At 64.2% G+C, this 26,621-nt stretch carries 22 protein-coding genes and 2 tRNA genes; 19 read left to right on the top strand and 5 right to left on the bottom strand.

The genetic code is table 11. The features are described from left to right. Positions 1-81 precede the first annotated feature (81 nt). Complete coding sequence (locus HGO92_RS15920) at positions 82-1,380, bottom strand: winged helix DNA-binding domain-containing protein (RefSeq protein ID WP_346768984.1); 1,299 nt, start codon at positions 1,378-1,380, stop codon at positions 82-84. Positions 1,381-1,393: 13 nt separating this feature from the next. Next, positions 1,394-2,233 (bottom strand): SGNH/GDSL hydrolase family protein, encoded by an 840-nt coding sequence (locus tag HGO92_RS15915; RefSeq protein WP_346768983.1) that lies wholly within the window; start codon positions 2,231-2,233, stop codon positions 1,394-1,396. An 88-nt stretch (positions 2,234-2,321) separates the two neighbouring features. Here HGO92_RS15915 and HGO92_RS15910 point away from each other — a divergent pair, with 88 nt between their 5' ends. Further along, positions 2,322-2,972 carry an alpha/beta hydrolase gene (locus tag HGO92_RS15910; protein WP_169996529.1) on the top strand — a complete coding sequence of 217 codons (651 nt, stop codon included), beginning with the start codon at positions 2,322-2,324 and terminating at the stop codon, positions 2,970-2,972. Between the two features lie 137 nt (positions 2,973-3,109). Here HGO92_RS15910 and HGO92_RS15905 read toward each other — a convergent pair whose 3' ends face one another. Further along, entirely contained in the window at positions 3,110-3,337 is a 228-nt protein-coding gene (locus tag HGO92_RS15905) for an RNA-binding S4 domain-containing protein (RefSeq protein ID WP_169996527.1), read from the bottom strand. Between the two features lie 102 nt (positions 3,338-3,439). Here HGO92_RS15905 and HGO92_RS15900 point away from each other — a divergent pair, with 102 nt between their 5' ends. The 11 genes from HGO92_RS15900 (at position 3,440) to HGO92_RS15850 (ending at position 17,345) form a co-directional block, all read left to right on the top strand. Then, positions 3,440-4,447, top strand: a complete 1,008-nt coding sequence (locus tag HGO92_RS15900; protein ID WP_169996525.1) for a DMT family transporter — start codon at positions 3,440-3,442, stop codon at positions 4,445-4,447. Continuing rightward, entirely contained in the window at positions 4,444-5,592 is a 1,149-nt protein-coding gene (locus HGO92_RS15895; RefSeq protein ID WP_169996523.1) for a hypothetical protein, read from the top strand. The genes HGO92_RS15900 and HGO92_RS15895 overlap by 4 nt, the downstream gene beginning before the upstream one ends. A gap of 68 nt (positions 5,593-5,660) precedes the next feature. Next, the gene (locus HGO92_RS15890; RefSeq protein ID WP_169996521.1) at positions 5,661-5,885 is read left to right on the top strand and encodes a hypothetical protein; all 225 of its coding nucleotides are present in this window, start codon (positions 5,661-5,663) and stop codon (positions 5,883-5,885) included. Positions 5,886-5,889: 4 nt separating this feature from the next. Next, entirely contained in the window at positions 5,890-8,079 is a 2,190-nt protein-coding gene (locus HGO92_RS15885; RefSeq protein ID WP_169996519.1) for an HNH endonuclease signature motif containing protein, read from the top strand. Between the two features lie 288 nt (positions 8,080-8,367). Next, positions 8,368-9,756 (top strand): glycine--tRNA ligase, encoded by a 1,389-nt coding sequence (locus HGO92_RS15880; RefSeq protein ID WP_169996517.1) that lies wholly within the window; start codon positions 8,368-8,370, stop codon positions 9,754-9,756. Positions 9,757-9,831: 75 nt separating this feature from the next. Beyond that, the gene (locus HGO92_RS15875; RefSeq protein ID WP_169996515.1) at positions 9,832-10,743 is read left to right on the top strand and encodes a GNAT family N-acetyltransferase; all 912 of its coding nucleotides are present in this window, start codon (positions 9,832-9,834) and stop codon (positions 10,741-10,743) included. A gap of 122 nt (positions 10,744-10,865) precedes the next feature. Beyond that, positions 10,866-12,293, top strand: coding sequence for a YibE/F family protein (locus tag HGO92_RS15870; RefSeq protein ID WP_240974669.1), 1,428 nt, complete (start codon positions 10,866-10,868; stop codon positions 12,291-12,293). Positions 12,294-12,418: 125 nt separating this feature from the next. Beyond that, on the top strand, positions 12,419-13,600 hold the full coding sequence (dusB, locus tag HGO92_RS15865) for a tRNA dihydrouridine synthase DusB (RefSeq protein ID WP_169996513.1): 1,182 nt from the start codon (positions 12,419-12,421) through the stop codon (positions 13,598-13,600). Next, entirely contained in the window at positions 13,584-14,888 is a 1,305-nt protein-coding gene (locus HGO92_RS15860) for a deoxyguanosinetriphosphate triphosphohydrolase (RefSeq protein ID WP_169996511.1), read from the top strand. The genes dusB and HGO92_RS15860 overlap by 17 nt, the downstream gene beginning before the upstream one ends. A 163-nt stretch (positions 14,889-15,051) precedes the next feature. Further along, positions 15,052-17,097, top strand: a complete 2,046-nt coding sequence (gene dnaG, locus HGO92_RS15855; RefSeq protein WP_169996509.1) for a DNA primase — start codon at positions 15,052-15,054, stop codon at positions 17,095-17,097. A gap of 172 nt (positions 17,098-17,269) precedes the next feature. Continuing rightward, a tRNA-Asn gene (locus tag HGO92_RS15850) sits at positions 17,270-17,345 on the top strand. 93 nt (positions 17,346-17,438) lie between these two features. Here the strand turns inward: HGO92_RS15850 and HGO92_RS15845 are convergent. Next, positions 17,439-18,857 (bottom strand): GH1 family beta-glucosidase, encoded by a 1,419-nt coding sequence (locus HGO92_RS15845; protein ID WP_169996507.1) that lies wholly within the window; start codon positions 18,855-18,857, stop codon positions 17,439-17,441. A 220-nt stretch (positions 18,858-19,077) separates the two neighbouring features. On the opposite strand from HGO92_RS15845, the gene HGO92_RS15840 reads away from it, so the two are divergent. From HGO92_RS15840 to HGO92_RS15815, 6 genes are all read left to right on the top strand, one after another. Beyond that, entirely contained in the window at positions 19,078-19,920 is an 843-nt protein-coding gene (locus tag HGO92_RS15840; RefSeq protein WP_169996505.1) for a phage holin family protein, read from the top strand. Between the two features lie 100 nt (positions 19,921-20,020). Then, positions 20,021-20,674: a CDP-alcohol phosphatidyltransferase family protein gene (locus HGO92_RS15835; protein ID WP_169996502.1), complete on the top strand. Its 654-nt coding sequence runs from the start codon at positions 20,021-20,023 to the stop codon at positions 20,672-20,674. A 57-nt stretch (positions 20,675-20,731) separates the two neighbouring features. After that, complete coding sequence (locus tag HGO92_RS15830) at positions 20,732-21,649, top strand: DMT family transporter (protein WP_169996500.1); 918 nt, start codon at positions 20,732-20,734, stop codon at positions 21,647-21,649. A gap of 57 nt (positions 21,650-21,706) precedes the next feature. Beyond that, entirely contained in the window at positions 21,707-22,906 is a 1,200-nt protein-coding gene (locus tag HGO92_RS15825; RefSeq protein ID WP_346768982.1) for a glycosyltransferase, read from the top strand. 91 nt (positions 22,907-22,997) lie between these two features. After that, a tRNA-Ile gene (locus tag HGO92_RS15820) sits at positions 22,998-23,071 on the top strand. A 244-nt stretch (positions 23,072-23,315) separates the two neighbouring features. Then, on the top strand, positions 23,316-24,506 hold the full coding sequence (locus HGO92_RS15815; RefSeq protein ID WP_169996496.1) for an acyl-CoA dehydrogenase family protein: 1,191 nt from the start codon (positions 23,316-23,318) through the stop codon (positions 24,504-24,506). A 22-nt stretch (positions 24,507-24,528) separates the two neighbouring features. Here HGO92_RS15815 and HGO92_RS15810 read toward each other — a convergent pair whose 3' ends face one another. Continuing rightward, positions 24,529-25,110, bottom strand: coding sequence for a M23 family metallopeptidase (locus HGO92_RS15810; RefSeq protein WP_169996494.1), 582 nt, complete (start codon positions 25,108-25,110; stop codon positions 24,529-24,531). Between the two features lie 468 nt (positions 25,111-25,578). On the opposite strand from HGO92_RS15810, the gene rpsB reads away from it, so the two are divergent. Then, positions 25,579-26,508, top strand: coding sequence for a 30S ribosomal protein S2 (rpsB, locus tag HGO92_RS15805; RefSeq protein ID WP_169996492.1), 930 nt, complete (start codon positions 25,579-25,581; stop codon positions 26,506-26,508). The last annotated feature ends 113 nt before the right edge of the window (positions 26,509-26,621 follow it).

Genomic DNA, 26,621 nt, shown 5'->3' with positions numbered 1-26,621 from the left:
GGATAACCACCACGACAATTCCGATCAGGGCCAGCAGGAAAACGAAGCTCAGTGCACGCAGCCGATCAGGAACTCAGCCCATCAGGAATCGAGCAGGTCCACCGTGACAGTGCGGTCCAGGAACGTTTCATAGCGGGCGACGGCGGCGTCCAAGGCCTGTTTCTGCGGCGGAGTCAGCGCCAGGTGCAGCAAGATACTAACGACGGCGGTCTCCGGCTTCAGCGTGTGCTGCCAGTTTCCGATCATGCGCCCGTCGAGCAGGACCACATGGCTGGGCTGTTTGCTGGCCACCGAGGCCGGGGCGGTCCCGCCCAGATAATGCCTGGTGGGCGTGTAGCCCATAACGTATTCGTCGTAGCACTGGATCAAGTCGATCCGAGGGGTTGCCGGCGCGGCGCTGGGTGGCGCGAGACTGACGTCTGGATCGGCCGAGGCTGCTTCGTTTGCTGAATGTGCGGGGCCGGAGGCCATGACGAATTCGCACCCATCGGCGCTGAACGACTGCAGCTGGGAACGGCCGCCCGCCCCTACGTCTTCTTGACTGTCCGCAGCGAGCACAGCCAGTCCACGCCGGACGTCCGCCTGCGTCAGGCCGGACCACAGGGCGCAGTCTTTGACCGTGGCGGGTCCACGGCTGGAAAAGTAGCGCCGGATCAGTTCGGCAAGTGCCTGGTCGCGATTGAAGTCCGCGGCCAGGGCGGACACCCGTTCGTCGAAGAGGGCGTAGGTCTGGCGGACCGCGCCGCTTTCGCTGGTCCGCGGTACGCCGCTGACGAGAACTTGGTCCATTTCCGCATGGAAGGCCATATGGCCCAGGCGCTGGCCACGCAGGGGCGCCCCGTTCAGACGCTCGCCCGTATCCTCCAGCAGGCCCGCCCGTTCGAGCTCGGCGGCCAGCTCATCGCGGGTCAGGTGCCGGCCACCGGCTACGGCCGCTCCGAGGACGTCGTTGCTGCGGCTTACGGTCTCTGCGTCGAGTCCCAACTGCCGGTCCCGGGTCTTATTGCCGGCCCTGAGCCTCGGGCCGGACAGAGTCATCAGCCAGCGCAGATCCTCCGCAAGGACAAAGTGCCAGGTCGGCCGGAGCACATGCGTCCGCAGTATCGTACCTGTTGTAATGGCGGCATCCACGGCTGCTGCGTTGTCCCGGGCTGACCCCTGGCACCGTTGCGCTAATGTCCATCGGGCATACGCATACTCTTGCGCCTGCACAGCGAGCAACGAGCGCAAGGAGGCCTCGGCGTCGTACGCTCCTTCTCCCCACAGCTGCTGCGCGAGCAACCGGTGCCGGACAATCCCGGCTGCCAGCGCGGTCTCGTCGTTGAGCCCACCAGCACCGGAAACCTTCTGGCCGCCAAGCGCGCTGCCCGCGGGATCCACGCTCAGCCGGCCTTCATCCGGCCGCGCCCGGCGGCATGCCCGGGCCGAAGATCGGGCCGGGTATCGGGCGCTTGGGGGAGATCCCGTCGCCGGACGATCGGTGGCGCAGGCGCCGCAGGACCCAGGGAACCAGATGCTGGCGCGCCCAGACCAGATCCTCGGTGCGGGCGGTGCGCCAGTTCTTCGGCGGCAGCGGCTTGGGGATTTCGGGTTGCAGGCAGTGCTCCACATTCAACGTCTCCAGCACCATTGCGGCGATGGTGTGGTGGCCCAGGGGCGAGAAATGCAACCGGTCAGGCGCCCACATCCGCGGATCCTTCAACTCCCGTAATGCCCACATGTCGGCGATGACCGCATCATGCCGGGCAGCCACTGTGCGGAGGTTCTCGTTATAGATCGCCGCCCTGCCGCGGACACTGCCGATCAGGGGTGTATCGCCGAGATCCGGAGCGGTGAACAGGACAATGGTCGCGCCTGATGCCGCCAGCGTTCCGATGGCAACATCGATTTTCTCGGCCAGGGCGTCCGGATCCGAGCCCGGCCGGATGACATCGTTTCCGCCCGCGCAGAAACTGATCAGGTCCGGTGCGAGCTCAACGGCAGGCCCGACCTGCTCGTCGATGATTTGCTGCAGCAGGCGCCCGCGGATGGCGAGATTGGCGTAGGCGAAATCCGGGTGGTCCCGTGCCAACTCCTCGGCAACCCGATCGGCCCAGCCGCGGTTACCGCCGGGGCTGTCCGGATCCGGATCGCCGATCCCCTCCGTGAAGGAGTCGCCGATGGCAACAAAGCGGCTCCAAGGGTGACGGGCGCTTTCGAGCGGTGTCGAAGCTGCCTCAGGGAAGTTACTCACAAGTTCATCCTGCTCCAGCGGCTCTTCGATGGCAAAGACCAAAGCATTCAACTTGAAGCTTCAAGTATCGATGTGTCAGAATGGCAGCATGACCGAAACTACTTATAAGCCCGTCGTCGTCTGGTCCAAGCCGGAAGCCGAGCGGGCCGGCACTCCCTTGCTGGTGCTCTTCCACGGCTACCTCTCCAACGAAGAGGACCTGATGGGTCTGGTTCCCGGGCTGCCCGAAGACTTCACCGTTGCCGCCGTCCGCGCCCCCGTCGCCCTGGGCCCTGGTTTTTCCTGGTTCCCGCTGATGCACGAGCCGGATTTCTCCGTGGACAAGGTCACCAAGGCCGCCGCCGATGTCTGGTCCTGGTTGGATACCGTCAAGGAGCAGCACAGCAGCGTTTCCGTCCTCGGGTTCTCCATGGGCATGGCCGTTGCGACGTCCATCATGCGCCACCGCCCCGAGGAAATCGCCGCGGTCATTGGCCTCTCCGGCTTCGTGATTCCTGCCGACGGCGACCCGTTCTTCAACGACGAGGCTGTCAGGGCGCTCAAGCCCGCGGTGTTCTGGGGCCGCGACCAGGAAGACCAGGTCATCACGCCGGACAAGATCGAGTACAGCCATGCCTGGCTCAACGAGCACGTCGACCTGACCAAGGTGCTTTACGCCAACATCGGTCACGGCATCAACGCGCAGGAACTCGCCCACGTGAAGGAATTCCTGACCTACAAGGTGCTCAACGCGAAGTAAAACTTCGTCCCCAAACCCGTGCCGCCGTCGTCGTTATTTGGTTATCCAGCGCTCCTGCGCTGCTACCGATAACGACGGCGGCGCTTGGCTTACCAGTGCCGTTTGGCTTTACAGCGCAGGCTGCAGACCCAACCGGCCTACTCGTGAACCACGCGGACGGTCTCGCCGTTGACGGTGACCGTGTCGCCAGCGTGCAGTTGGCGGCCGCGCCGGGTTTCGATCTCCCCGTTGACCTGCACCATGCCGTGCTCGACGAACTCCTTGGCCTCGTTCCCGTCCTCGGCGAGGTTCGCCAGCTTGAGCAGCTGTCCCAGCCGGATCATGTCGTCGCGGATGGAAATGTCATTGATGTCATCAGAGGCCATAGGTACATTCTGCCTGACGCAGCGGCCATGGTGCTCGCCACATTGCGGTAGGGCCGGGTGCGTTGCGCCCGCCGCGGCGGAGCCCTGACGTAGGGTGAAACGGTGCCCCACGTTCCCAGAATGCCGCTAGCGATAGGCCTGCCGCTGGCCGTGGTGACGGGCCTTTGCATGCCGGTGCAGGGCCGGATCAACGGGGCGCTCGGAGAAGTGCTTGACGACGGACTCGCAACCGCGCTGGTGAGCTTCGGCACCGGGCTGGTCCTGATGATCCTGATCTGTTTGCTGGTGCCCAGCGGCCGCGCCGGAGTGCGCCGCATCGCACCGGCAATACGGCAGAAAAAGTTCCCCCGCTGGTACCTGCTGGCCGGCCTCAGCGGCGCCTTCCTAGTGGTGAGCCAGGGGATAACCATTTCGTTGATCGGCGTCGCCCTCTTCACCGTCGCGGCGGTGACCGGGCAGTCCCTGAGCGGCCTGCTGGTGGACCGGCTTGGCCTGGGCCCTGCCGGTAAGAAACCGGTCACGATCATGCGGGTGCTCAGCGCACTGCTGACGGTGGCGGCTGTGGCCTGGGCCGTTTCGCCAAAATTCTCAGCCGGCTCCGACGTGAGCGAATGGCTGATCCCGGTGCTGCTGCCGCTGGCGGCCGGATTCATGCAAAGTTTCCAACAGGCTTTCAACGGCACGCAGACGCTGCATTTCGGCTCGCCGCTGCCCGCTACCCTGGTCAACCTCACCGTCGGCATGGTGCTGCTGGTCGCCGCGTGGCTCGTGAAAGTGGCCGTCGCCGGCGTCGGCAATCCCTTGCCCGACGAGTGGTGGTACTACCTCGGCGGCCCGATCGGCTGCCTCTTCCTTGCCCTCGCCGCCGTGCTGGTCCGATCCCTGGGCGTGCTGCTGACGGGTCTGGGCATGATTGCCGGACAGGTGCTCGGATCCCTGTTGCTGGACGTGGTGTTTCCCGCGCCCGGCACCATTATTACGACGGCGACGGTGCTGGGTACGCTGCTGACTCTCGTGGCGATGGTGCTCGCCACGCTGCCCTGGCCGCGGACGGCGTTTAGTCCGCTGCGCCGCAAAGCCTCCGTTGGAGCAGGGGAGAGGAACCGATGACGACGACGGGCGGCGGTTTCATGTCCTTGAGCCCCCATTTAGTGAACCTGCGGAACGGCCGGTTGACCGCCGGCGGCCTGGCCTCGACCACGGCCGAGGATGTGGACCGGATTTTCGAGGTCCACCTGCCCCGGTTCATCGCCGAGCATCCCGGCAGCCCGGTGCCGTTAATGTTCTGGGCCCATGGCGGTCTGGTGCCGGAGCGGACCGGCCTGGCTGCCGCGGCACATCACGTTCCCTGGTGGCTGGCCAACGGCGTCTACCCGGTCTATTTCGTCTGGGAAACCGGTCTGCTGGAAGCCCTCGGCACCAGGATCAGGAATGGCATCGACCGGCTGCGGCCGGCCGTGCCCTTCGAGGAAGCCGCCGACAAGTTCGTGGAGTGGATCGCCAGGCATGCCGGTGGCCAGGCAGTCTGGGCGGACCTCAAAGCCAGCGCGGCCCGGTCCGTCGATCCCGCCGACGGCCCAAGTCCTATTGCTGACGACGGCGATGCTGCCGCTGGCGGTCCCGATGTCATCGAAGACGGCATCGGCGCCGATGAAGGCGGAGCGCGATATGTGGCGCGGAAGCTGGCCGAGTTCCTCCGGCAGAACCCGGGCGCGGTCACGTTGCACGCCATCGGTCATAGCGCCGGGTCCATCTTCCACTCGTACTTCCTGCGCGCGGCGTTCGAGGAAGGAGTGCCGGCGTTTGAGTCCTTTATTTTCCTAGACCCGGCCATCCTGATCGAGGAGTTCACACGGGATATAGTGCCGCGCATCGGCAACGGAATCCACGCCTTGTCTACGTTTGCGCTGGGTAAACAGAGGGCGCTGGATGACGAGTGCAAGTTCCTGAACATCACTTTCTATAACAAGTCCCTCCTGTACCTGGTTCATCACGCTCTGGAAGACGAAGAGGACGCACCTTTGCTTGGACTGCAGGAAAATGTGGAAGCGGATCCCGTGCTGCGCGAAATGTTCAGCAGGGCGGGTCCTCGGTTCCAGGCGATCTGGTCGCCACAGTTGGACGGCCCTTTGGGCAGCCGCTCGGATGCAAGGGAACATGCCGGCATCGATAGCGAACCCGTCACCATGGAGAGCGTCGCCCGGCGCATCATCGGCCAGGAGAATATCGAGAGCTTCCCCGGTATCTTGCCCTGATCCCGGCGGCCGCGTCGACGGTGTTGTTTTCGCCGTTGGTTGTCGGTGGCAGGTGATGGACTTGAGTCATGGCAACGCAGAAGCTCTCGTTTCTGGTTCGCGGGGTGCCCGCTGCCTACTGGCTCGCTGGATACCCACTGCCGAAATGCGGGCTGTGCCGTATGGTCGACGCCGGTGTGCTTCCCACGGGGCTCAAGGAAACTGGTGCAAAAAAGAATTTTGGAGAACTTCCGCGAAACCCGTCAGACGATGTGAATAAGTCTCTGTATTGTCATGGCCGGATGATGGACTGAAGTCATGGCAACGGAAGAGCAATCGGCACCGGTTTCCGGTTCCCCGGACCCCGGACAGGGGCCCGCTGAGCGGGGGCCTGCGGAGCAGGCGTTTTCGATGCGGTGCCTTCAGCCGGCCCGTCCCACTACCGCCGCGCAGCGGCAGGAAGCCCTGCGCAAAGCCCTGGAGCGCCTGGACCACGATTGCGCCCAGGACCGCAAACGCGGCCTGGCACAGGCGCGTGAACATATTGCGGCCGGCAAGCCGCCCAAGCATGCCACGATGGCCGGCTATATGGAGGAGATCTACGCCGAGGCCCGCGGCCCGGTCCTGGACCCGCCGAAGCTGGAGGACTACGGCGAAGACCCGCTGGCCGGCCAAACGGTGCCCGCCCGGGTCGGGGAGCCGGAGCATCTGGGTGCCAGCGCCGGTCTCGATGACTTCGCGGCCTGGGAACGCGAGGAAACCTGGTCCAGCTGGCCGCCGTCGGGCCCGTTCCCCGCGAACTGGGGCCCGGCCGAAGACCTCGAAGGGCTGCCCGCGGAACTGTTCTCCGAAACGCACGGGGAGTACTACGCCGAACGTCTCCGCCGGATCACCGCCGGCACCCCCGCCGACTGGTTCCGCCTCTTCCACGCCACCGCCAACGCCAGCAACGGTGGCGCCAGCAACCCTGGCACCAACGCGAGCGATGTCGGTGATGCGGCTGATGCCGGCGACGGCGGCAGCACCAACGCCGGTGATGCCAATGATGCGGCCAACACCCAGGCCGCCACCGCCAGCGAGGGCAGCAGTAACGCTGTGAACGCTGGCAGTGCTGCCGGCAACGCCGAGGCCGCGACCAGCGCTGCGGGTACCGTTCTGGTTGCCGATGCCGGAGTGCGGGGATTCGAGGAGCTGGATTATCGGTCTGCGGTGGAGCAGCTGGTAGCGGGGCGGCGGCTGGCGGCTTGGCTGGACGCGGGCCTGGTGCGCCTGACCCACCGGATCGGGCAAACCGCCGTCGAAGAGCTCCCGCCGCCGGATCCGGGTACGCCGCCGGCCGGCCGGGCCGGCCTGGAGGATCTGGCCGAGCAGTCCGTGGTCGAGGAACTGGCCTGCCTGTACCGGATCACCGAGCACCAGGCCCGCGGCCGGTACGAGAGGGCCCAGGAGCTGTGCGAACACTATCCGGGCACGCTGGCCGCGCTCACCGCCGGGGACCTGGACCTCGAACGCGCGGGCGTGATCACCCGGCAGGGCGACACCCTGCCCGACGACGCGAAACCCGGCTTCGAGCAGGCCCTGCTGACCGAGGCGCCGGATAAAACCCCGGGCGAGCTACGCTACGCGGCGCGGAAACAGCGCGAGAAACTGAACCCGGAAACCATCACCGTGCGCCGCGAACGCCAGGAACAGTGCCGCAACGTGCATCTGGAACCGGCGGATGACGGCATGGCGTTCCTGGGCGCGTACCTGCCGGCGGAGGAAGCGTACGCCGCGTACGACCGCCTCACCCAGGCCGCCCGGAGCCTGCAAACCAAGACCGAGACCCGCACGCTCGGGCAGCTGCGCGCCGATGTCTTTATCGAGCTGCTCCTGAACGCTGGCATGGAGGCCGGGCCGGCGGCCGGGATCCGGCCCGAAGTCGCGCTCACCGTGCCGGTGTTCACGCTGATGGGCCTGGACGAGGAACCGGCCACCCTCGACGGGTACGGGCCGATCCCCGCCGACACCGCCCGCAAACTCTGCGAAGGCGCGGACTCGTTCTACCGGATCCTGACCCACCCCGAGACCGGGACCACCCTCTCCTACGGCAAAACCGTGTACCGGCCGCCGGCGGATCTGGCCCGCGCCGTCCGCCACCGCGACACCACCTGCACCGCGCCGGGCTGTCATGTTCCGGCGAAGGACTGCGACCTGGACCACACCATCGATTACCATGCGAACGGCGGCCACGGCCGGACCGATTTCGGCAACCTCGGCCCGCGCTGCGGCTCGGACCACCGGCTCAAATCCCTCGCCGGCTGGAAAGTCACCCAGACCAGGCCCGGGGAATACACCACCACCACGCCCGGGAACCAGACCTACACCACCAAACCCGGCGACACCGGAGCCGGACCACCCTCCTTCACCGACCGGATCCTCGACGCCCTGCCCGACAACTTCCGCAACCGCCTCAAACCCAAAAAACCACCACCCGAGAAGGAACCCGAAAAAGAACCACCATTCTGACCAGCGGCGAAGCAGCCGGAGTGCGTTGTGCTGAAAGTCCCTTGAAGAATCCGGTCGAACGAGCATCCGGTTTGATCAAGCCGTTCTTCATCACAACGACGTCATGTCCGGGCAGCGGTGTCGGGGGAGTCGGCAGGACTTGGGTAGGCTAATCTTGTAGCTTCGCTACGCACTGACCTGTGCGCAAAGACCGTCCTGACTACCTGCAAACGCAGGGCTCATTTCGATCTGCGCCCGAACCGAGCCGGACCGCACCCAGCGGCCCTGTAGAGACTGGAGAACCACCTGATGGCAGCAGCCAAATCCAAGCTTGATCCGATCATTTCGCTGGCCAAGCGCCGCGGCTTCGTGTTCCAGGCCGGTGAAATCTACGGTGGATCCCGCTCGGCATGGGACTACGGGCCTCTCGGCGTCGAGCTCAAAGAAAACATCAAGCGCCAGTGGTGGCAGACCGTTGTCCGCGGCCGCGACGACGTCGTCGGTTTGGATTCCTCAGTCATCCTGCCTCGCCAGGTATGGGAAGCATCCGGGCACGTGGATGTCTTCAGCGACCCGCTGGTTGAGTGCCTGAGCTGCCACAAGCGCTACCGCGCGGACCACCTTGAAGAAGAATACGAAGAGAAGAAGGGCCGCGCGCCCGAAAATGGTTTGAAGGACATCGCCTGCGCCAACTGCGGCACCAAGGGTGAATGGACCGAACCGCAGGAATTCTCCGGCCTGCTCAAGACCTTCCTCGGTCCGGTAGCCAGCGAAGAGGGGCTGCACTACCTGCGCCCGGAAACCGCGCAGGGCATCTTCGTGAACTTCAACAATGTGCTCACCACTTCGCGGAAGAAGCCGCCGTTCGGCATCGGCCAAATCGGCAAGAGCTTCCGTAACGAGATCACCCCGGGTAACTTCATTTTCCGCACGCGTGAGTTCGAGCAGATGGAGATGGAGTTCTTCGTCGAGCCGGGCACGGATGAAGAATGGCATAAGTACTGGATCGAAAACCGCCTGCAGTGGTACGTGGATTTGGGTATCAACCCGGACAACCTGCGTCTGTTCGAGCACCCGTTGGACAAGCTGAGCCACTACTCCAAGGGCACCACGGATGTCGAGTACCGCTTCGGCTTCCAGGGATCTGAGTGGGGCGAGCTCGAAGGCATTGCCAACCGGACCGACTTTGACCTCTCCACCCACACGAAGCACTCCGGTACTGACCTGAGCTACTTCAACCAGGCGACCAACGAGCGTTACACCCCGTACGTCATCGAACCGGCTGCCGGACTGACCCGCTCGTTCATGGCGTTCCTCGTGGACGCGTTCGCGGAAGACGAGGCTCCCAACGCCAAGGGCGGCGTGGACAAGCGCACCGTACTCAAGCTGGATCCGCGGCTGGCTCCGATCAAGGCCGCCGTGCTTCCGCTGAGCCGCAACGAGGACCTGTCGCCGAAGGCCAAGGATCTCGGTGCCCAACTGCGCCGCACCTGGAACATCGATTTCGACGACGCCGGTGCAATCGGCCGCCGCTACCGCCGCCAGGACGAAATCGGCACCCCGTTCTGCATCACGGTCGATTTCGACACGCTTGAGGACCACGCAGTGACCATCCGCGAACGCGACTCGATGGCGCAGGAGCGGGTGAGCCTGGACAAGGTCGAAGGTTACCTGGCCGCACGGCTTATCGGCGCCTGACCGACCCAATGAGCTTTACCCGATAGGTGCCGGCGAAACCGGCACCTACCTCAAGCAATTTCGCTAGGAGTAACCATGGCAGAGCTGAATTACCGTGAATGGCGCGACGGGGATGATCTGGCCCTGCTGGAAATCTGGGGTGACCCGGAAACCACGCAGGTCCAGCACTTCCGCGGGGTGCTGCGTCCGTCGTCGGATCAGCCGTGGTCCCGTTGCATAGTTGCTGAGGACCAAGGTGTCGCCGTCGCCGCCGGTGTGGTCTATGAAACGAGCCTGCATCCGGAGCGGTTATGGACCTACGTCGAGGTGGCGCGGGACCACCGCCGTGCTGGTTTAGCGAGCACCCTCATGGGCATGCTGCGTAAGGAAGCCGAGCAATCGCCGTCGGGCGTTACACGGTTGCGCGCCAAGGTGGAGCCGGAGAGCAGCGGTGCCGGCTTCGCGCAGGCCTCCGGGCTGACTCCGATCCAGACCTCGCGGGTGATTGTCGTGCAGCCTGGCGCGTTGCCGCTTCCGGACCTGACCGAAGCGGACGGTCCGCAACTGGAAGAAGCAGCCACGGGTTCTGTGGAATTGACGACGGCGGTGACGGACTTTTACAACTCCGTCCATGTCTGGGACCGGGCGGACATGACGCTCGGGCGTGCCCAGCAGATGCTGCTCAGCGACGCGACCGGTGCTTCCGGTGCGGTGGTGCTGCGCAGCGCGCCCAGGGATAAGGTCGGAACCATCAGCGCCTTCGCCGTCAGTTATACGCAGGAGCGGACGGACGCTCCGGCGGACGTGCTGCTCGGCTACGACACTGCGCTGGAACCGGACGCAGCCCAGCAGGCTGTCCGCCAGCTCCTTGCGATGCTGGTGCACCAGTACCCGGTGCAGCTTGAAGTGGATGACTCCATGACGGCCGTGGTCGCAGTGCTGGAACCGCTGCTCGCGGCCGGCACGGCACAGCAGCTCGGCCCGGTTACCTCCATCGTGAGCGACTGATCCTCCACAGCTAGCGTCGGCGACTGATCCTCCACAGCTGCGCGACCGCGCCACCAGTGCAGCACCGCGCCATCTAGCAGTAACCACCCTCCCGCATCCACCCTCCCGCGCGAAGGAATTCCTTGGGCCACTCCCACTCCCATGCAACCGAGGACCAAGGGCCGCCGAGTGTCGAGACACTGGCTGCCCGGCGCAAGGCCAACCTCCTGCTCGCCGCAATCCTGCTGCCGATCACCGTCCTGACGCTGATCGGCATGATCGCGCTCTGGCCGTCCGGCGAGCGTACCGGCGTTGCCGTCACCGACCCGTATGCAACGGCCCCGGGCGTTACTTTCGACGTCGGCACGGTGCAGCGGGTGGCGATCGAAACCTGCCCGTCCTCGGCGGCAGCGGTTGAGGCGGGGGCAGAAGCACAGGAATGCATGGTTGCCTACACCCAACCGGATGCGGGTGGCTCGCCGCTGCAGGTGGAAGTGACGCCGGAGATTGCGCAGTCCCGCGGCGTGGAAGCGGGGGACAAGATCCGCTACCTGAACCTGAGCGAGATCATGCCCGGTCAGCCTGGGACGTTCATCTTCGTGGACTTTGTCCGCAGCATTCCGATCGTGCTGCTGGCCGTGCTGTACGCCGTCGTCGTTGTATCGGTGGCCCGCTGGCGCGGCTTCCGGGCGATGCTGGGGCTGGTCGGCGGGTTCATCGTGATGGCGCAGTTCATCCTGCCCGGGCTGGTGGAGGGAAAACCGCCGCTCCTGCTGGGACTGATCGGCTCGATTGTGATCATGGTGGGCGTGCTGTATTTCGCACATGGTTTCTCCGCCCGTACTTCCACGGCGCTGCTGGGCACGCTGTTCGGGCTCGGCATTACGGCGGTGATGTCGGCCTGGGCCACGGACGCTGCCTACTTGACCGGCGTGGGGGACGAGGACACCTACCAGCTGGTCAACATGGGCGGCCAGATGTCGCTCTCGGGCATCATCATGTGCGGATTGATTATCTCCGGGCTCGGCGTGCTGAACGATGTGACCATCACACAGTCCTCCGCCGTCTGGGAGATGTACGAGCTGGCGCCGGGAGCATCGGCGAAGCGGCTGTTCACGGGGGCCATGCGCGTGGGCCGCGACCACATAGCCTCCACCGTCTACACCATCGCTTTTGCCTACGCCGGTGCCGCGCTGCCGGTGCTGATCCTGGTTTCGCTCTATGAACGTCCGCTGTTCGACACGCTGACCAGCGGCGAGCTTGCGGAAGAGATCGTCCGTACCTTGGTCGGTTCCATCGGGCTGGTGCTGGCGATCCCGGTGACCACCTTGATCGCCGTGCTGGTGGTCAAGGCTACCGGCATCCGCCGCACCGATGAGGTCACCGTGGGAGTAGCAGGGGGAGAGGCCCTCGCTATGGCGGGTATAGACCGTGGACAGGCCGCCGAACGTGCCCATCTGACTAACGACGGCGGCAGCTCACCGGGGCACGAACTGCCTACTGGGCATGGGCCGTCCACCCAGCATGAGCTGCCCACCCGGCGCGGACGGCGCCGAGCGGAAGAGGCTTGAGGAGAAGCCTGAGAAGAGGCGGCCCCTGCCTGCCATCGGGCCGCCCGACGCCCAGGTTTCCGCCGGTGTTCGGCATTATCCACAGTGGTTTCGGCAGATTTGCGTGGTTTTGAGAGAATAGGTAAGTGACTGTTACCGCTGTACCCACGTCGGACACCCGCTTGGAGCTGCCTCCGCTCAAGCTCGGGCCGCTGACCGTTGATGCTCCCGTGATCCTGGCGCCCATGGCCGGGATCACCAATAAGGCATTCCGCCGGCTCTGCCGCGAGTACGGGGGCGGGCTCTACGTCTCCGAAATGGTGACCTCCCGCGCGCTGGTCGAGCGCAGTCCGGAGTCGATGCGCATCATCTCGCACGACGAGGACGAGAAGGTCCGCTCCGTCCAGTTGTACGGCGTGGACCCCCAGACCGTCGGCGCCGCCGTGCGCCTGCTGGTCGAAGAGGATCGTGCGGACCACATCGATCTCAATTTCGGCTGCCCGGTGCCTAAAGTCACCCGCAAGGGCGGCGGCTCGGCTCTGCCCTGGAAGCTGGATCTGTTCACCGGCATTGTGCAGACTGCGGTGAAGGAAGCTTCCAAGGGCAACATTCCGCTGACCATCAAAATGCGCAAGGGGATCGACGACGACCACCTGACGTACCTGGACGCCGGCCGGATCGCGCGTGACGCCGGGGTGGCCGCCGTCGCGCTCCATGGCCGGACGGCCTCCCAGTTCTATTCGGGCAAGGCGGACTGGTCCGCCATCGCCACCCTCCGTGAGGCGCTGCCTGATATTCCGGTGTTGGGCAACGGCGATATCTGGAGCGCCGAGGACGCCATCCGCATGGTTCGCGAAACCGGGGTGGACGGCATCGTCGTCGGCCGCGGCTGCCAGGGCCGGCCATGGCTGTTCGGCGATTTGCAGGCCGCGTTCGAGGGCAGCGATCGGCGTTTCCGCCCCGGTCTGAAAGAGGTTGCGGAGAGCGTGTACCGCCATGCGCAGCTGCTGATCGAAACCTTCGGCGACGAGGGCAAGGCGCTGCGGGACATCCGCAAGCACATGGCCTGGTATTTCAAGGGTTACATGGTGGGCGGCGAACTGCGTGCCAAGCTGGCCACCGTTCCCACGCTTGAAGTGCTGCGCGAACTGCTGGACACTCTGGACATGAGCGCCCCGTATCCGGGTGCCGACGCCGAGGGGCCGCGCGGCCGGGCCGGCTCGCCCAAGCGGACCGCCCTGCCGGAGAAGTGGCTGGAATCGCGGCTGCTCAACGACGCCCAGCAGGCAGATATCTCCGCTGCCGAATTGGATGTTTCCGGTGGCTGAGAACACCGTCATTACGCCGGCGCCGCTGATGCCCGGCTACACGGAAACGGACCAGGAACGCTGGGTCACCGAACCCGCCAAGAGCACGTACCGCACCCACTTCGAGCGCGACCGTGCCCGGGTGCTGCATTCCTCGGCGCTGCGTCGGCTCGGGGCGAAGACGCAGGTGGTCTCGCCGGACACGGATGACTTTGTCCGCACCCGGCTGACGCACAGCCTGGAAGTCGCGCAGGTCGGCCGCGAACTCGGCCGCACCCTGGGCTGCGACCCGGACGTGGTGGATGCCGCCTGCCTGGCGCATGACCTTGGGCACCCGCCCTTCGGGCACAACGGGGAAACCGCGCTGAACGCCGCTGCCCACGCCATCGGCGGGTTCGAGGGCAACGCCCAGACGCTGCGACTGCTGACCCGGCTGGAACCGAAGGTGCTGCATGCTGACGGCTCGCCGGCGGGACTGAACCTGACCCGGGCCAGCCTGGATGCGGCCTGTAAATATCCGTGGTCGGTGGCGGACGCACCGGTCATCCACGGCAAGCGCACCAGCAAGTTCGGCGCGTACGAGGACGACCTGCCGGTATTCAATTGGCTGCGGGAGGGTGCGCCGCAGCGGCGCTCCTGCATTGAGGCGCAGGTCATGGATCTGGCCGACGATATTTCCTACTCCGTGCATGACGTCGAGGATGCCATCGTGGCAGGGCGCGTGCAGCTGAAGTGGATGGAAAATCCGGACCACCGTAGCCGCGTTATCGGCTACACCCAGCAGTGGTACCTGCCGCACAGCGACCCGGCTGAGGTTGACGCTGCACTCTCGCGACTGCAGGCCTCCGGCGTGTGGGTGCCGGAAGCGGACGGCAGCCGCAGGGCCATGGCCGCGCTGAAGGACATGACCAGCCAGTTGATCGGACGGTTCTGCTCCAGCGCGCTGGAAGCCACCCGCTCCATCTACGGTCCGGACCCGCTGACCAGGTACGCCGCGGAACTGGTTGTGCCGCAGGAAACCGTCATGGAGATCGCCGTCATGAAGGGCCTGGCCACCACTTTCGTCATGACCACGGATCTGCGCCAGCCCATCTACGAGCGCCAGCAGGAAATCCTCACGGACTTGGTGCACGAACTGCACGCCACCGGCGCGCAGCATCTTGAGCAGCCCTTCGTCGCCGATTGGCATTCAGCTAACGACGACGGCGCCCGGCTTCGCGTGGTCATCGACCAGATTGCGTCGCTGACCGATGTATCGGCAATCGCACTGCATGAACGTCTGATGGGCTCGCACCGGACCCTGCTCTGATACTCCTTCAGAGGGCCCGCAGGGTTGGGCAGCATCCCAGCTCGGGGTGCGCTCGTGCTGCCCGGGTGTGCACTTTTCCTGCACATCGGGCAGTGTCGTTGAGGATGTGCCCATACGGGAGCCGGGTGCCGGCCGATTTGGAGCGATTGCCTAAACTGGTTGCATGGCCGGACTGATTAAGCGTGAAGACATCGATGAGGTCCGCCAGCGTACTGACATCAAGGAGATCGTTGACGGGTACGTCACGCTCAAATCCGCTGGCATCGGTTCGTTCAAGGGCCTCTGCCCGTTCCACGACGAGCGCTCACCGTCGTTCCATGTCCGCCCGCAGGTAGGCAGCTACCACTGCTTCGGTTGCGGGGAGGGTGGCGACGTAATTTCCTTTGTCCAGAAGATGGACCACGGTACGTTCAGCGAGACGGTGGAGAAACTGGCCCACCGGATCAACTTCACCCTCCGCTACGAGGACGGCGGAACCGGGCCCCGCCGCGAAGACGTCGGCAAGCGTCAGCGGATGCTGGATGCCCATAAAATCGCGGCGGAGTTCTTCCGGGAGCAGCTGCTGACACCGGGCGGTGCCACCGGACGGCAGTTCCTGTCCGGACGCGGCTTCGACCAGGCGGCTGCGGACCATTTCGGCGTGGGGTACGCACCGCAGGGCTGGGACTCGCTGCTCAAACACCTCACCGGCCGAGGCTTCACCCAGGACGAGCTGAAATTGACCGGTATGTTCTCCGAGGGCAACCGGGGCATCTACGATCGTTTCCGCGGCCGCCTGATCTGGCCCATCCGGGACATCGCGGGGGATACCGTCGGCTTCGGTGCACGAAAGCTCTTCGAAGACGACCAGGGGCCGAAGTACCTGAACACCCCGGAAACCACCCTCTACAAGAAGTCCCAGGTGCTGTACGGGATTGATCTCGCCAAGCGCGACATTGCCCGGAACCGCCAGCTTGTCGTCGTTGAAGGGTACACCGATGTCATGGCCTGCCATCTGGCGGGTATCGGTACCGCGGTTGCCACCTGCGGTACCGCCTTCGGCACGGACCACATCAAGATCGCCCGGCGTTTGCTTTCCGACGACGGCACGGGCGGCGAGGTGATCTTCACCTTCGACGGTGACGCCGCGGGCCAGAAGGCGGCTCTGCGGGCCTTTGACGAGGACCAGCGGTTTATCGCCCAGACCTTTGTGGCGGTGGAACCCAACGGGGCCGATCCCTGCGACCTGAGGTTGAGCAGGGGAGAGGCGGCGGTCAGGGATCTGATCGGTTCCCGGCGTCCGCTGTTCGAATTCGCTATCAAGGCGACCCTGAAGAAATTCGACTTGAACACGGTCGAAGGCCGCGTCCAGGCGCTGCGGGCATCGGCGCCGGTAGTAGCCCAGATCCGCGACTCCGCGATGCGGCCCGCCTACTCCCGTGAACTGGCCGGTTGGCTCGGGATGGAAGTGGACGAAGTGCTGCGCGCTGTCTCGGGCGCGGCCAAGCGCCTGCGGGAGCAGCAACAAGAAGGCGGCGTCGCCGGCAACGGCCAGGCTAGGCCGGGCGCGGCGCACCAGACCCAGCAGGGCGGATCCGGCAAGCAGAGGAATGCGGGCCAGGACCGGTACCCTGGCCAGCAGGGACGCTCGGGGCAGTTTTCCCAGCGTCCGCCGGAAGGCCGGCAGTATCCGGCAGATCCCTACGAATCCAGCCACCGCGGGTCCGGCTCCGATAATCCTGTGCCGGCTCCAGCCTTCACCCGTCCTGACCCGAGGGATCCGGTGGCGCGCATGGAGCGGGAGGCGTTGGAAGTTGCGCTCCAGCAGCCTGGTTTGCTGGACGCCGGCCAGTGGCAGAGTTTTACCGAAGTGAGGTTCCGCACTCCGGCCCACGCCCTGGTGCATGATGCGGTGCGGGCTGCCGGGTTCGCCGGGGCTACGCCGTCGCAATGGGTGGAAAGCGTCAGGCAGGAGGTTCCCGAGGAACTTCGGTCACTCGTGTCCGAACTGGCGGTCACACCCTTGCCTGCGCACAACGACGATGCGCTGAAGTCGTACTGCAAAGGCATCCTGAACCGACTGTTCGACCTGCAGATCACCCAGCTCAAAGCCGAAAAGATGGGCCAGCTCCAACGCATGGACTCGTCGGCGGACCCGGAGTTGTTCCAGCAGTTGAACCGGGAACTGATGGAGCTCGAAATGCAGCGCCGGGCGCTGCGCTCGGAATAGCGAACGCCGATTTGGCATTTGCGGTCAGGTTTACGTAAACTCATTGAGGCCTTGATGGAGCCGCAAAGCTTCCGAAACTGGTGTTCTGAACCGACGTTTTATACGTCAGGAACTGGAAAAGTTCAGGATTTCACTTCCGGGAAAAAGCCTTGTAAGGTTGTATCTGCCGCTTTCCCCCGTAGCTCAATTGGCAGAGCATTCGACTGTTAATCGAAGGGTTACTGGTTCGAGTCCAGTCGGGGGAGCCACCATAAAAAGTCCCCGTCCTGTTACCAGGGCGGGGACTTTTTATTGCCCGTTTCCAATGGGGCGACGTGATCGGGGACTATACGCTGATTGGTTCAGCCCACGGGCACGCTGTTGGTGCCGGCCACGTCGGCAAACCAGGAGCCGCTCGCTTTGACCGTTCGCTCGAAGGTTTCGTAGTTCACCCGCACGAGGCCGAAACGCTTGTGATATCCCCAGGCCCATTCGAAGTTGTCCATAAGTGACCAGCCGAAGTAGCCGCGAAGATCTACTCCGGCGCTGATCGCCTTGTGACACTGGAATAGATGCGCACGGATGAATTCGAGCCGGTCCGGATCCTCCACGGCACCGTCGGGGCCGACTGCATCGTCATATGCTGCTCCGTTTTCCGTGATGTAGAGCGCCGTACCTGCTGGGCCGCTGTAGTCCTCCTGCAACCGTGTCAGCAGCCGGTACAGACCCTCCGGTTGTACCTCCCAGCCCATCGCCGTCGTCGGCAGTCCCCGCGGCACCACGGAAACCTGGTCAGCTGCCGGGTAGGGCGATGCAAGCGGACGTTCCACAGGCGCGGCATGTGCGTTCCCTGCATCCGCCCGGGGATGGCTGGTTACTGCTTCACCGTGGTAGTAATTCACTCCCAGCGTGTCAATGGGTGCGCTGATCGTGCTCATGTCACCCGGCAGGATGCGCTCTTCGAGTCCGTATTTGGCGACGTCGGCAAGGAAGTCCGCTGGATAGGCGCCGTGGAATACCGGATCCAGGAATGCCCGGTTGAACTGGCCGTCGATGCGGCGCGCTGCATCCTGATCTGCCGGATCATTGGGGTTGACCGGATCTACCACCGTGAAATTGAGCGTGAGGCCAAGCTTGGCCTTGGGCGCCCGCTGCCGCAACTCCGTCACGGCCAGGCCATGTCCCAGCAGCAAATGGTGCATGGCGGCGAGGGAGTCCGGACGGGATTGACGCCCCGGTGCGTGCACGCCGGAACCATAGCCGAGGAAAGCCGAGCACCATGGCTCGTTCAGCGTGGTCCACACATCCACGCGGTCGCCGAGCACCTCGTGGACAGCCAGCGCATACTCGGCGAAGCGGTAGGCGGTATCCCGGTTGGCCCAACCGCCGTCGTCTTCGAGCGCCTGCGGCAGGTCCCAGTGGTAGAGCGTCAGCCACGGTTTGATTTGCGCACCATGCAGTTCATCGATGAGGCGTGAGTAGAAGTCCAGGCCGGCGGTATTGGTCTTCCGGCCATCGGGCTGGATGCGCGGCCAGGAGGCCGAGAACCGGTAGGAGTCCAGATTTAGCGACCGCATCAGGGCGACATCCTCCTGGTAGCGGTGGTAGTGGTCGCACGCTTCGTCTCCGGTGTGTCCGTCGACGACGGCGCCGGGCAGGCGGCAAAACGTGTCCCAGATCGAATCGCCCCGGCCGTCTTCGCCCGTGGCGCCCTCTACCTGGTAGGCGGCGGTCGCGGCTCCCCACAGAAAGCCCTTGGGGAAATGCAACACTTCGCTCATATCCGGCTCCGACCTGTGCTGATGGTGTCAATGGCTGGCTGTCAGCATAGTGTTGGAAGTACCGGAGCGTAAGCGTTTACTGTCTCGGAAGCATTGCAATTGCCGAAGATCTTCGCGTTTGAATGTCGTCCTCATGGCTGAGGGGTTGAATTCAGGCAGAATGATAATTTTAGACTGTGGACACTCGAGCACTACCAAACTAGCAATGGAGGCAGAGCCCATGACTCGCGTTGACAACACCAGGACCACTACTGCGGGAAGCAGATCCTCCCTGGTGTCACTGGTCAAGATGGCCGGGCGATTGGTGCCTCGCCAGATCAATGATGAGCTTTCGCTGGCTGCCGTCGAGCTTAAGGGCAAAGGCGTCAAGGTCGGCGTGGCCGCTGCCCTTCTGGCCGTTGCCCTCGTGTTCGTTGCCTTTATGGTTATTGCCTTGCTCGTTGCCGCCATCATGGGGCTTGGCGAAGTCATGGAACCGTGGCTTGCGGCGCTGCTCGTGGCGCTGCTGTTCCTGGTTCTGGCCGCCATTGTGGGCCTGATCGGTGCGCTGCGGCTGAAGAAGACCATGCCGCTGCTGCCTGAGCATGCGCTGTGGGGCATCAAGTATGACATTGGCGTGCTGAAGGAAGGCCGCAGCTTTGATCCGGCCACGCTGGACCAGAAGCCGGTGAAGAAGGAAAAGCCGGAACAGGCTGAGGAAGACCAGACGCCCAAGCAACCGGCTCCTTCGCTGGAAGAACTGCGCAACCGCTCCGGGGAGCGCCGCGAACATCTCGCGCGTATCCGCGATGGACTGGGCGAGAAGCTCGATCCCAAGCCGCAGAGCGAAAGGATCAAGGCCAACGCCAGCGAGGCTGCCGCCAAAGCCCGTGAAGCGGCCGAGACGCGCATCGCAGCGGTCCGGGGCTCGTCTACAGGCTCGCATGCCGGCGCAACTGCGACGGGCACCGGTTCCGGGTCAGGTCTTCAAGATGAACTGCAGGACCGCTGGAAGCCGCTGGCTGCGCTGGCAGCGTCTTTGGCCGCCTTCTTCGTATTGCTGCGTAAACTGCTGCGCCAGTAATCGAAAACCAGCGGCTGGACCGTAGCCGCTGGTTGCATAACTGCACATCAGCACCACTCCGTTCCCTGCGGAAGGTGCGTCAGTGAAGAGGGGAGGGACAGTGAAGCTGATTGGTGCCGGTTCCCGGGATAACTACGAATACCGGGAACTGCAGACGTTTTGGACGGTACCGAACATCATTACTGTCCTTCGCTTCCTCGCGGTCCCGCTGTTTATCCGGTACATCGCACTGGAGGATTACGCAGCGGCCACCATCGTGCTCGTCATTATTGGAACAACCGACTGGGTGGACGGTTACCTGGCGCGCCGCTTGAACCAGATCTCCTCGGTGGGCAAATGGCTGGATCCGGTCGCGGACCGCCTGGCGCTGATCATCGTAGCCATCACTTTCGTTGTCGCCGGCATCGCGCCGCTGTGGCTACTGCTGGCCATCGTCATCCCTGACGGGATCCTGCTGGCGTTCTCACTCGCTCTTTTTCACGGCAACCCGAACCTGCCCGTGACCAACATCGGCAAGATCCGGACGGCGCTGCTGCTGGTCGGAACCCCGCTTCTGCTGCTGCATAAGGCCCTCGAACCCGGAGAGGACTGGCTGGCGGCTATTGCCTACGCGATCCTCATCCTCGGTTGCGTGGGCCATCTGCTGGCGTGGTGGGGATACATGCGCGGGGTATGGCGGAAACACCGTGCCAAACGCGGGCAACAGCCGGACAGCCCCGCCGGCTCCGCTGTCAATGGGCACACGAATGGTTGACGGTCCGCCGGCAGGTGGGAAACGCAGTGCACCAGGAACAACGGCAGTCAGGACCGCATGGTCTGGCTAGCGATCCTCTGCGCGCTGGCCGGTGCTTGCTTCCTGGCCCTCGGAACGCAGCGTCAGGCCAGCGCGGTGCAGGCAAACACCGGCGGGCTCTCCCTCAGCGTCAGCGGACTGCTGCGGCTGCTGCGCAATCCGCGGTGGGTTGTGGGACTGCTGCTGTTGGGCGTCGGCATGGGACTGAACGTCTTCGCTCTCGTCAGCGCCCCGCTTACGGTTGTCCAGCCCATCGGTGCCATCGCCCTGGTCATCACCACCATCGTGAACTCGAAGGACCAGGGGATCCGGCTGAACCGCATGACGGTTGTGGCGATCACCGCGTGTGTCACCGGAAGCGCGGGCTTCGTGTTGCTGGCGGTCAACGTCACCGGGGAGAGCCACCGGGTTACAGCGGCAGAGGAGCTGTCGACGGTACTGCTGCTCGCCGTCGTTGTTGCGGTTTTCCTCTCCCTCGAACTGATGTTCCGGCACCGCTTGAACGCTTTCGCCTACATCCTCGGCGCCGGGATGCTCTTCGGCTTTGTCGCGGTCCTGGTGCGGATCATCGGCCTGCACCTGTTCGACCCCAACGGGCGCTTCCTGGCCAACGTGCCGGTGTACAGCATCATCGCGATTATTGCCGCTGCGGGTCTGGGAGCGTGGTTTGTCCAGAGCGCCTATTCCAGCGGACCGCCGGACCTGGTGATAGCCGGACTCACCGTCATCGATCCACTCGTCGGCATCGCCATCGGAATTTTCCTGCTGGGGGAACTGAAACCCGACGTCGAAGCCGTCACCGCGATTGCCATGGTCGGCGCGGGTTTGGTTGCTATTGTGGGGGTCATTGCTCTTTCAAGACACCATCCGGACGTACTGCAAAAACGAGAAGAAGCACGACGGCGGGCCCAGGCCGCCGCAACCAGGAAGCCTTAGGTACGAACAGATCATATGAACAGCATCGTCACAACCGACCAGGGAGTTCTGCGCCAGGTGAGTGGGAACAAGGGACCGAGACCACTGAAGATCCTGATCGCCGCCGACACCTATCTGCCGGATGTCAACGGGGCGGCGGTGTTCGGCCTGCGGCTGGCCCAAGCCATGTCCAAGCGGGGGCACGACGTGCATGTCGTCGCGGCGCGGCCGGAGCAGGGAACCACGTATGTGGAGCAGCGCTCCGAAGCGGCCGTCCACCGGCTCCGCTCGCATTCGGTGCCCACGCATGAGTCATGGCGCATTTGCTTTCCCTGGGAGATCAGGCGGGACATGAAGCGGATCTTCGATGAGGTCCAGCCGGACGTGGTTCACATCCAGTGCCACTACATGATCGGCCAGGCCACCATGGCCGAAGCGGTACGCCGCGGAATCCGGGCCATTGCTACGAACCACTTCATGCCCGAAAATCTCGAACCGTTCCTGCCGTTCCCACAGTGGTTCCTGGACATTGTTGCCAAGAACTCCTGGCGCGACATGGGCAAGATCATGGGCAAGGCAGCGGTAGTCACTACTCCTACACCGCTGGCCGCCAAGGCCATGAAGGAGCACGCCTTCCTGCACAAAGTGCTTCCGCTCTCCAACGGCATTGACTCAGCCCATTACGAACTGGCGCCGGGTGAAGTCGTCGAGAAACCTGACCATCCCACGGTGCTTTTTGCGGGCAGGCTAGCCCAGGAGAAGCACGTGGACGTGCTGATAGAAGCGATCTCGCTGACGGACCCTGACCTCAATGTCCATCTGGAAATAGTCGGCGAGGGCGAAGTGCGCCCCATGCTCGACGCCAAGGTGGCCGAGCTCGGTATGGCCGGGCGGGTGAAGTTCCTGGGCCACGTCGACGACGACGCACTGCGGCTCGCGTACCTTCGGGCGACTGTCTTCTGCCAGCCGGGTACGGCGGAGCTGCAGTCCCTGGTCTCGCTGGAGGCCATGTCCGCGAGCAAGCCGGTGGTCCTGGCCAATGCCATGGCCCTGCCGCACCTGGTCGACGACGGCGTCAACGGTTACCTCTTCACCCCGCGGGATCCGGTCGACCTGGCCGCCAAACTGGACCTGGTGCTGAAGCAGTCACCGGAGGACATCCAGGCCATGGGCGAGGCCAGCCACGCCAAGGCGGCCAAACATGCCATCGATAAGACCATGGACACCTTCGAGAAGCTGTACCGCGGCGGATCGGTGGATGACTTCTTGCCGAGCTGACGGCGCCGCGCGTCTCAAGGTGCGCGGGGCCGCACGTAGCCATTAGGATGGCTACGTCGAAACTGCTCGCAGCTGATCGCGAGGCAGTCAGGGGGCGGTAGCTCAGCAGGTCAGAGCAGAGGACTCATAATCCTTTGGTCCTGGGTTCAAGTCCCAGTCGCCCTACAGCAACACCCCAGCCGTTGCTGGGCACAGAGGCTCCGGCCGGATCTGATTCGGGATCCAGCCGGGGCCTTTGCCATGCCCGGCGTTATCGGTGTCCCAGTTGCTTTCGAAGCCCGGTTTTGCTGACTGCCTTTCATGGGGCCAAGGTTGCCCCGCTGCAGACGAATAGGTTATGTTACTGACGAGTAACATGACCGCCGGGATGTGCTTTCGCGTCCTGGAGCCGCGAGTAAAGGATGCACCCATGGGCCAGACTGCCATTGATCCGAACAATCTCCCTTATGCCGATGGGGACTTCTACGCCTTCGAGGAAGTTCTCTCTGCCTCGGAGCGCGCCCGGTTGCATGAGGTCCGGGACTGGCTGGCCAAGGAAGTCCGGCCGATCGCAGTGGATTGTTGGAACCGGGGAGAGTTCCCCATGGAAATCATCCCGAAGCTGGCGGAGCTGGACGTTGTCAGCCCTGTCCGGAGGCAGGGATATTCCAACCTGCTGGCCGGGCTGCTGCATGCGGAGTTCACGCGCGCGGATACCTCCATCGCGACATTCATGGGAGTCCATGACGGGCTGTTCACCGGGTCCATCGAGGCCCTGGCCTCGCAGGAGCAGCAGGATGCCTGGCTGCCCGACATCTATTCCTTGAAGAAGATCGGGGCCTTCGGGCTGACGGAACCGCTGGGGGGTTCGGACGTTGCCGGCGGCACGCGCACCACCGCTATCCGGGACGGGGGAAGCTGGATCCTCAACGGCGCCAAGCGCTGGATCGGCAATGCCACGTTCTCCGACTGGGTGGTGATCTATGCCCGGGATGTGGCGGACAACCAGGTCAAGGGATTCCTGGTGGACACCACGTTGGAGGGTTACCAGGCCACGAAGATCGAGAACAAGATCAGCTTGCGCACGGTGCAGAACGCGGACATCATTCTCGACAACGTGGTGGTGCCGGATGAATTCCACCTCAAAGGCGCCAACAGCTTCAAGGACACGAACAAGGTGCTGAAGGTGACCCGGCTGGCGGTGGCATGGCAGGCGGTTGGGCAACAAATGGCGGCCTTCGACGTCGCACGCCGCTATGCCGTCGAGCGGCACCAGTTCGGCAAACCGCTGGCCTCCTACCAGTTGGTGCAGGAACAGCTCGTCCAAATTCTGGGCAACACGGTGGCGTCCATGGGCATGATGGTGCGCCTGGCCCAGTTGGAGGACTTGGGCGCCGCGAAGGACGAACAGTCCGCACTCGCCAAAGCGTTCACTACGGCCCGCATGCGTGAGTCGGTGGCGCTCGGCCGCGGAATCCTCGGCGGCAACGGCATTGTCACCGACTATGAGATGGCCAAGATCTTCGCCGATGCCGAGGCTATCTACTCCTACGAGGGCACCCACGAGATCAACTCGCTGGTTACCGGCCGGGCCATCACAGGCATCGCCGCGTTCGTTTAGCCTCACTCCGCGGCGTTTAACTTCATTCCATAGGCCGGGGAAGCAGGACCGAGGGCCTCATATCCATCACGAACTGCAACGGGTTGAGGTATTCCTCACCCTGCCGCACTCCCCAGTGCAGACAGCCGGGCGGGCAGTGCGACGCTCCGTCCACGGACCCCAACGCGGCGCCCTTGTCCACCGGTTCGCCCTTCTTCAATTCGCTGGATACAGGTTCAAAGCTGCTGCGCAGTCCGTTGCCGTGGTCGATGGTGATGACGGGGCGGTCCACAACCCAGCCGACGAAGCTCACAGTACCGTCCTGCGGAGCGAGTACTGAAGCGCCGTCGTGCGCGTTGAGGTCAACCCCTCGGTGCCCGCGAGACCAGGGCTCGGGCGGGGGATCAAACCCCGCCAGCACGGCAGGCTTCGGATCTGTCGGCCAGTTCCACATCGGGGCGTAGCTTCTGGTCGTGCCAGTCGTGGGCGGTGTGCCGGGCAGCGGGACGTTGGCTGCAGTCAACAGCAGAACGATGGCGGCTGCCCACGCCAGGCGAAGAACCTGCGGGGAGAAGCGCAGCTGGGATCTTCTGGGGGACTGTTCAAGGGGGCCGGGCAATTCCATAGGGTCGATGCTGCGCGTTGTGATGCAGCGGCGCGAGGGTCCGCGTGCCGGATGTGCGCACGACTCCCGCGTGCGGCAGCTGTGCAGGACGGGTGGAACAGCCGGCCGAAGTGCGCAGTTTCCGAAGAGGAAGAGCGGCGAAGCGTGACCCCGACGTGTAGTACACTAGGCAAAGCAGTTTTCTGCCTCCATGAGTCATGTCTTGGTCCTGTTTGTCCATTTGGAATTTACGGCCGGGATACATGGTGGGAGAGCTGACTACGCGTTTCCGTTTCCCGCCGCAGAATCTTCTACGGCAGGGGTATGTCCAGGCGGTCCGGTAAAGCCGGTCCGGACTTACGTCCCGTTTGCGAACAGGACTGACGGAAGCCAGGAGCTTCGCCCGAACCCGGGCGGTGAGCTAATAACCGTCTATTGGCAGTATTTACCCGCGCTGAAGCCGGGAGTCCTGCCGGAAGGAGTGACGACATGCCAGTCGTTACCATGCGCCAGCTGCTCGACAGCGGCGTTCACTTTGGTCACCAGACCCGTCGTTGGAACCCGAAGATGAAGCGCTTCATCTTCACCGAGCGCAACGGCATCTACATCATTGACCTGCAGCAGTCGCTGTCCTACATCGACCGCGCCTACGAGTTCGTCAAGGCCACTGTCGCCCACGGCGGCACCGTGCTCTTCGTCGGTACGAAGAAGCAGGCCCAGGAAGCAATTGCCGAGCAGGCCACCCGTGTTGGCCAGCCGTATGTGAACCAGCGCTGGCTCGGCGGTATGCTGACCAACTTCCAGACCGTTTCCCGCCGGATCCAGCGTCTGAAGGAACTCGAAGAGGTCGACTTCGACGACGTCGCCGGCTCCGCCTACACCAAGAAGGAGCTGCTGCTCCTGAAGCGCGAGCTGACCAAGCTCCAGACCACCCTCGGTGGCATCCGCAACCTGACCAAGGCTCCGTCCGTGGTCTGGATCGTGGACACGAAGAAGGAGCACCTCGCAGTTGACGAGGCGCAGAAGCTGAACATCCCGGTTGTTGCCATCCTCGACACCAACTGCGATCCGGACGAGGTCGACTTCCCGATTCCGGGCAACGACGACGCCATCCGCTCCGTCAACCTGCTCACCCGCGTTGTCGCCGACGCCGTTGCCGAGGGACTGATCGCCCGCCAGAACAAGGCTGCCGGCAACACCGAGGCACCCGTCGAGCCGATGGCCGAGTGGGAGCGCGAGTTGCTCGAAGGTAGCTCCGAGGCTCCGGCCGCTGAAGCCAAGACCGAAGAGGCACCCGCCACCGAGGCCCCGGCCGAAGAGGCGCCCGCCGCCGAGGCCCCGGCTGAAGAAGCTCCGGCCGCGGAAGCTACTGCTCCGGTCGAGGCCGCTGAAGCTCCGGCTGCAGAGACCGACAAGTAAATCTGATCTTCAGCCGCAGGTGACCTAGCCACCTGCGGAGGATGTCTGCTGGTGCGGCCGGCCGAATTTCGGCCGGCCGCACTGGCGGAATATACAACTACTTATTACGGAGG

This window comes from Crystallibacter degradans (genome assembly GCF_012952295.1).
Lineage (GTDB): Bacteria > Actinomycetota > Actinomycetes > Actinomycetales > Micrococcaceae > Crystallibacter > Crystallibacter degradans.
Note: the sequence above shows the minus strand (reverse complement) of the source record. Positions and strands in the feature narration are given on the sequence as shown.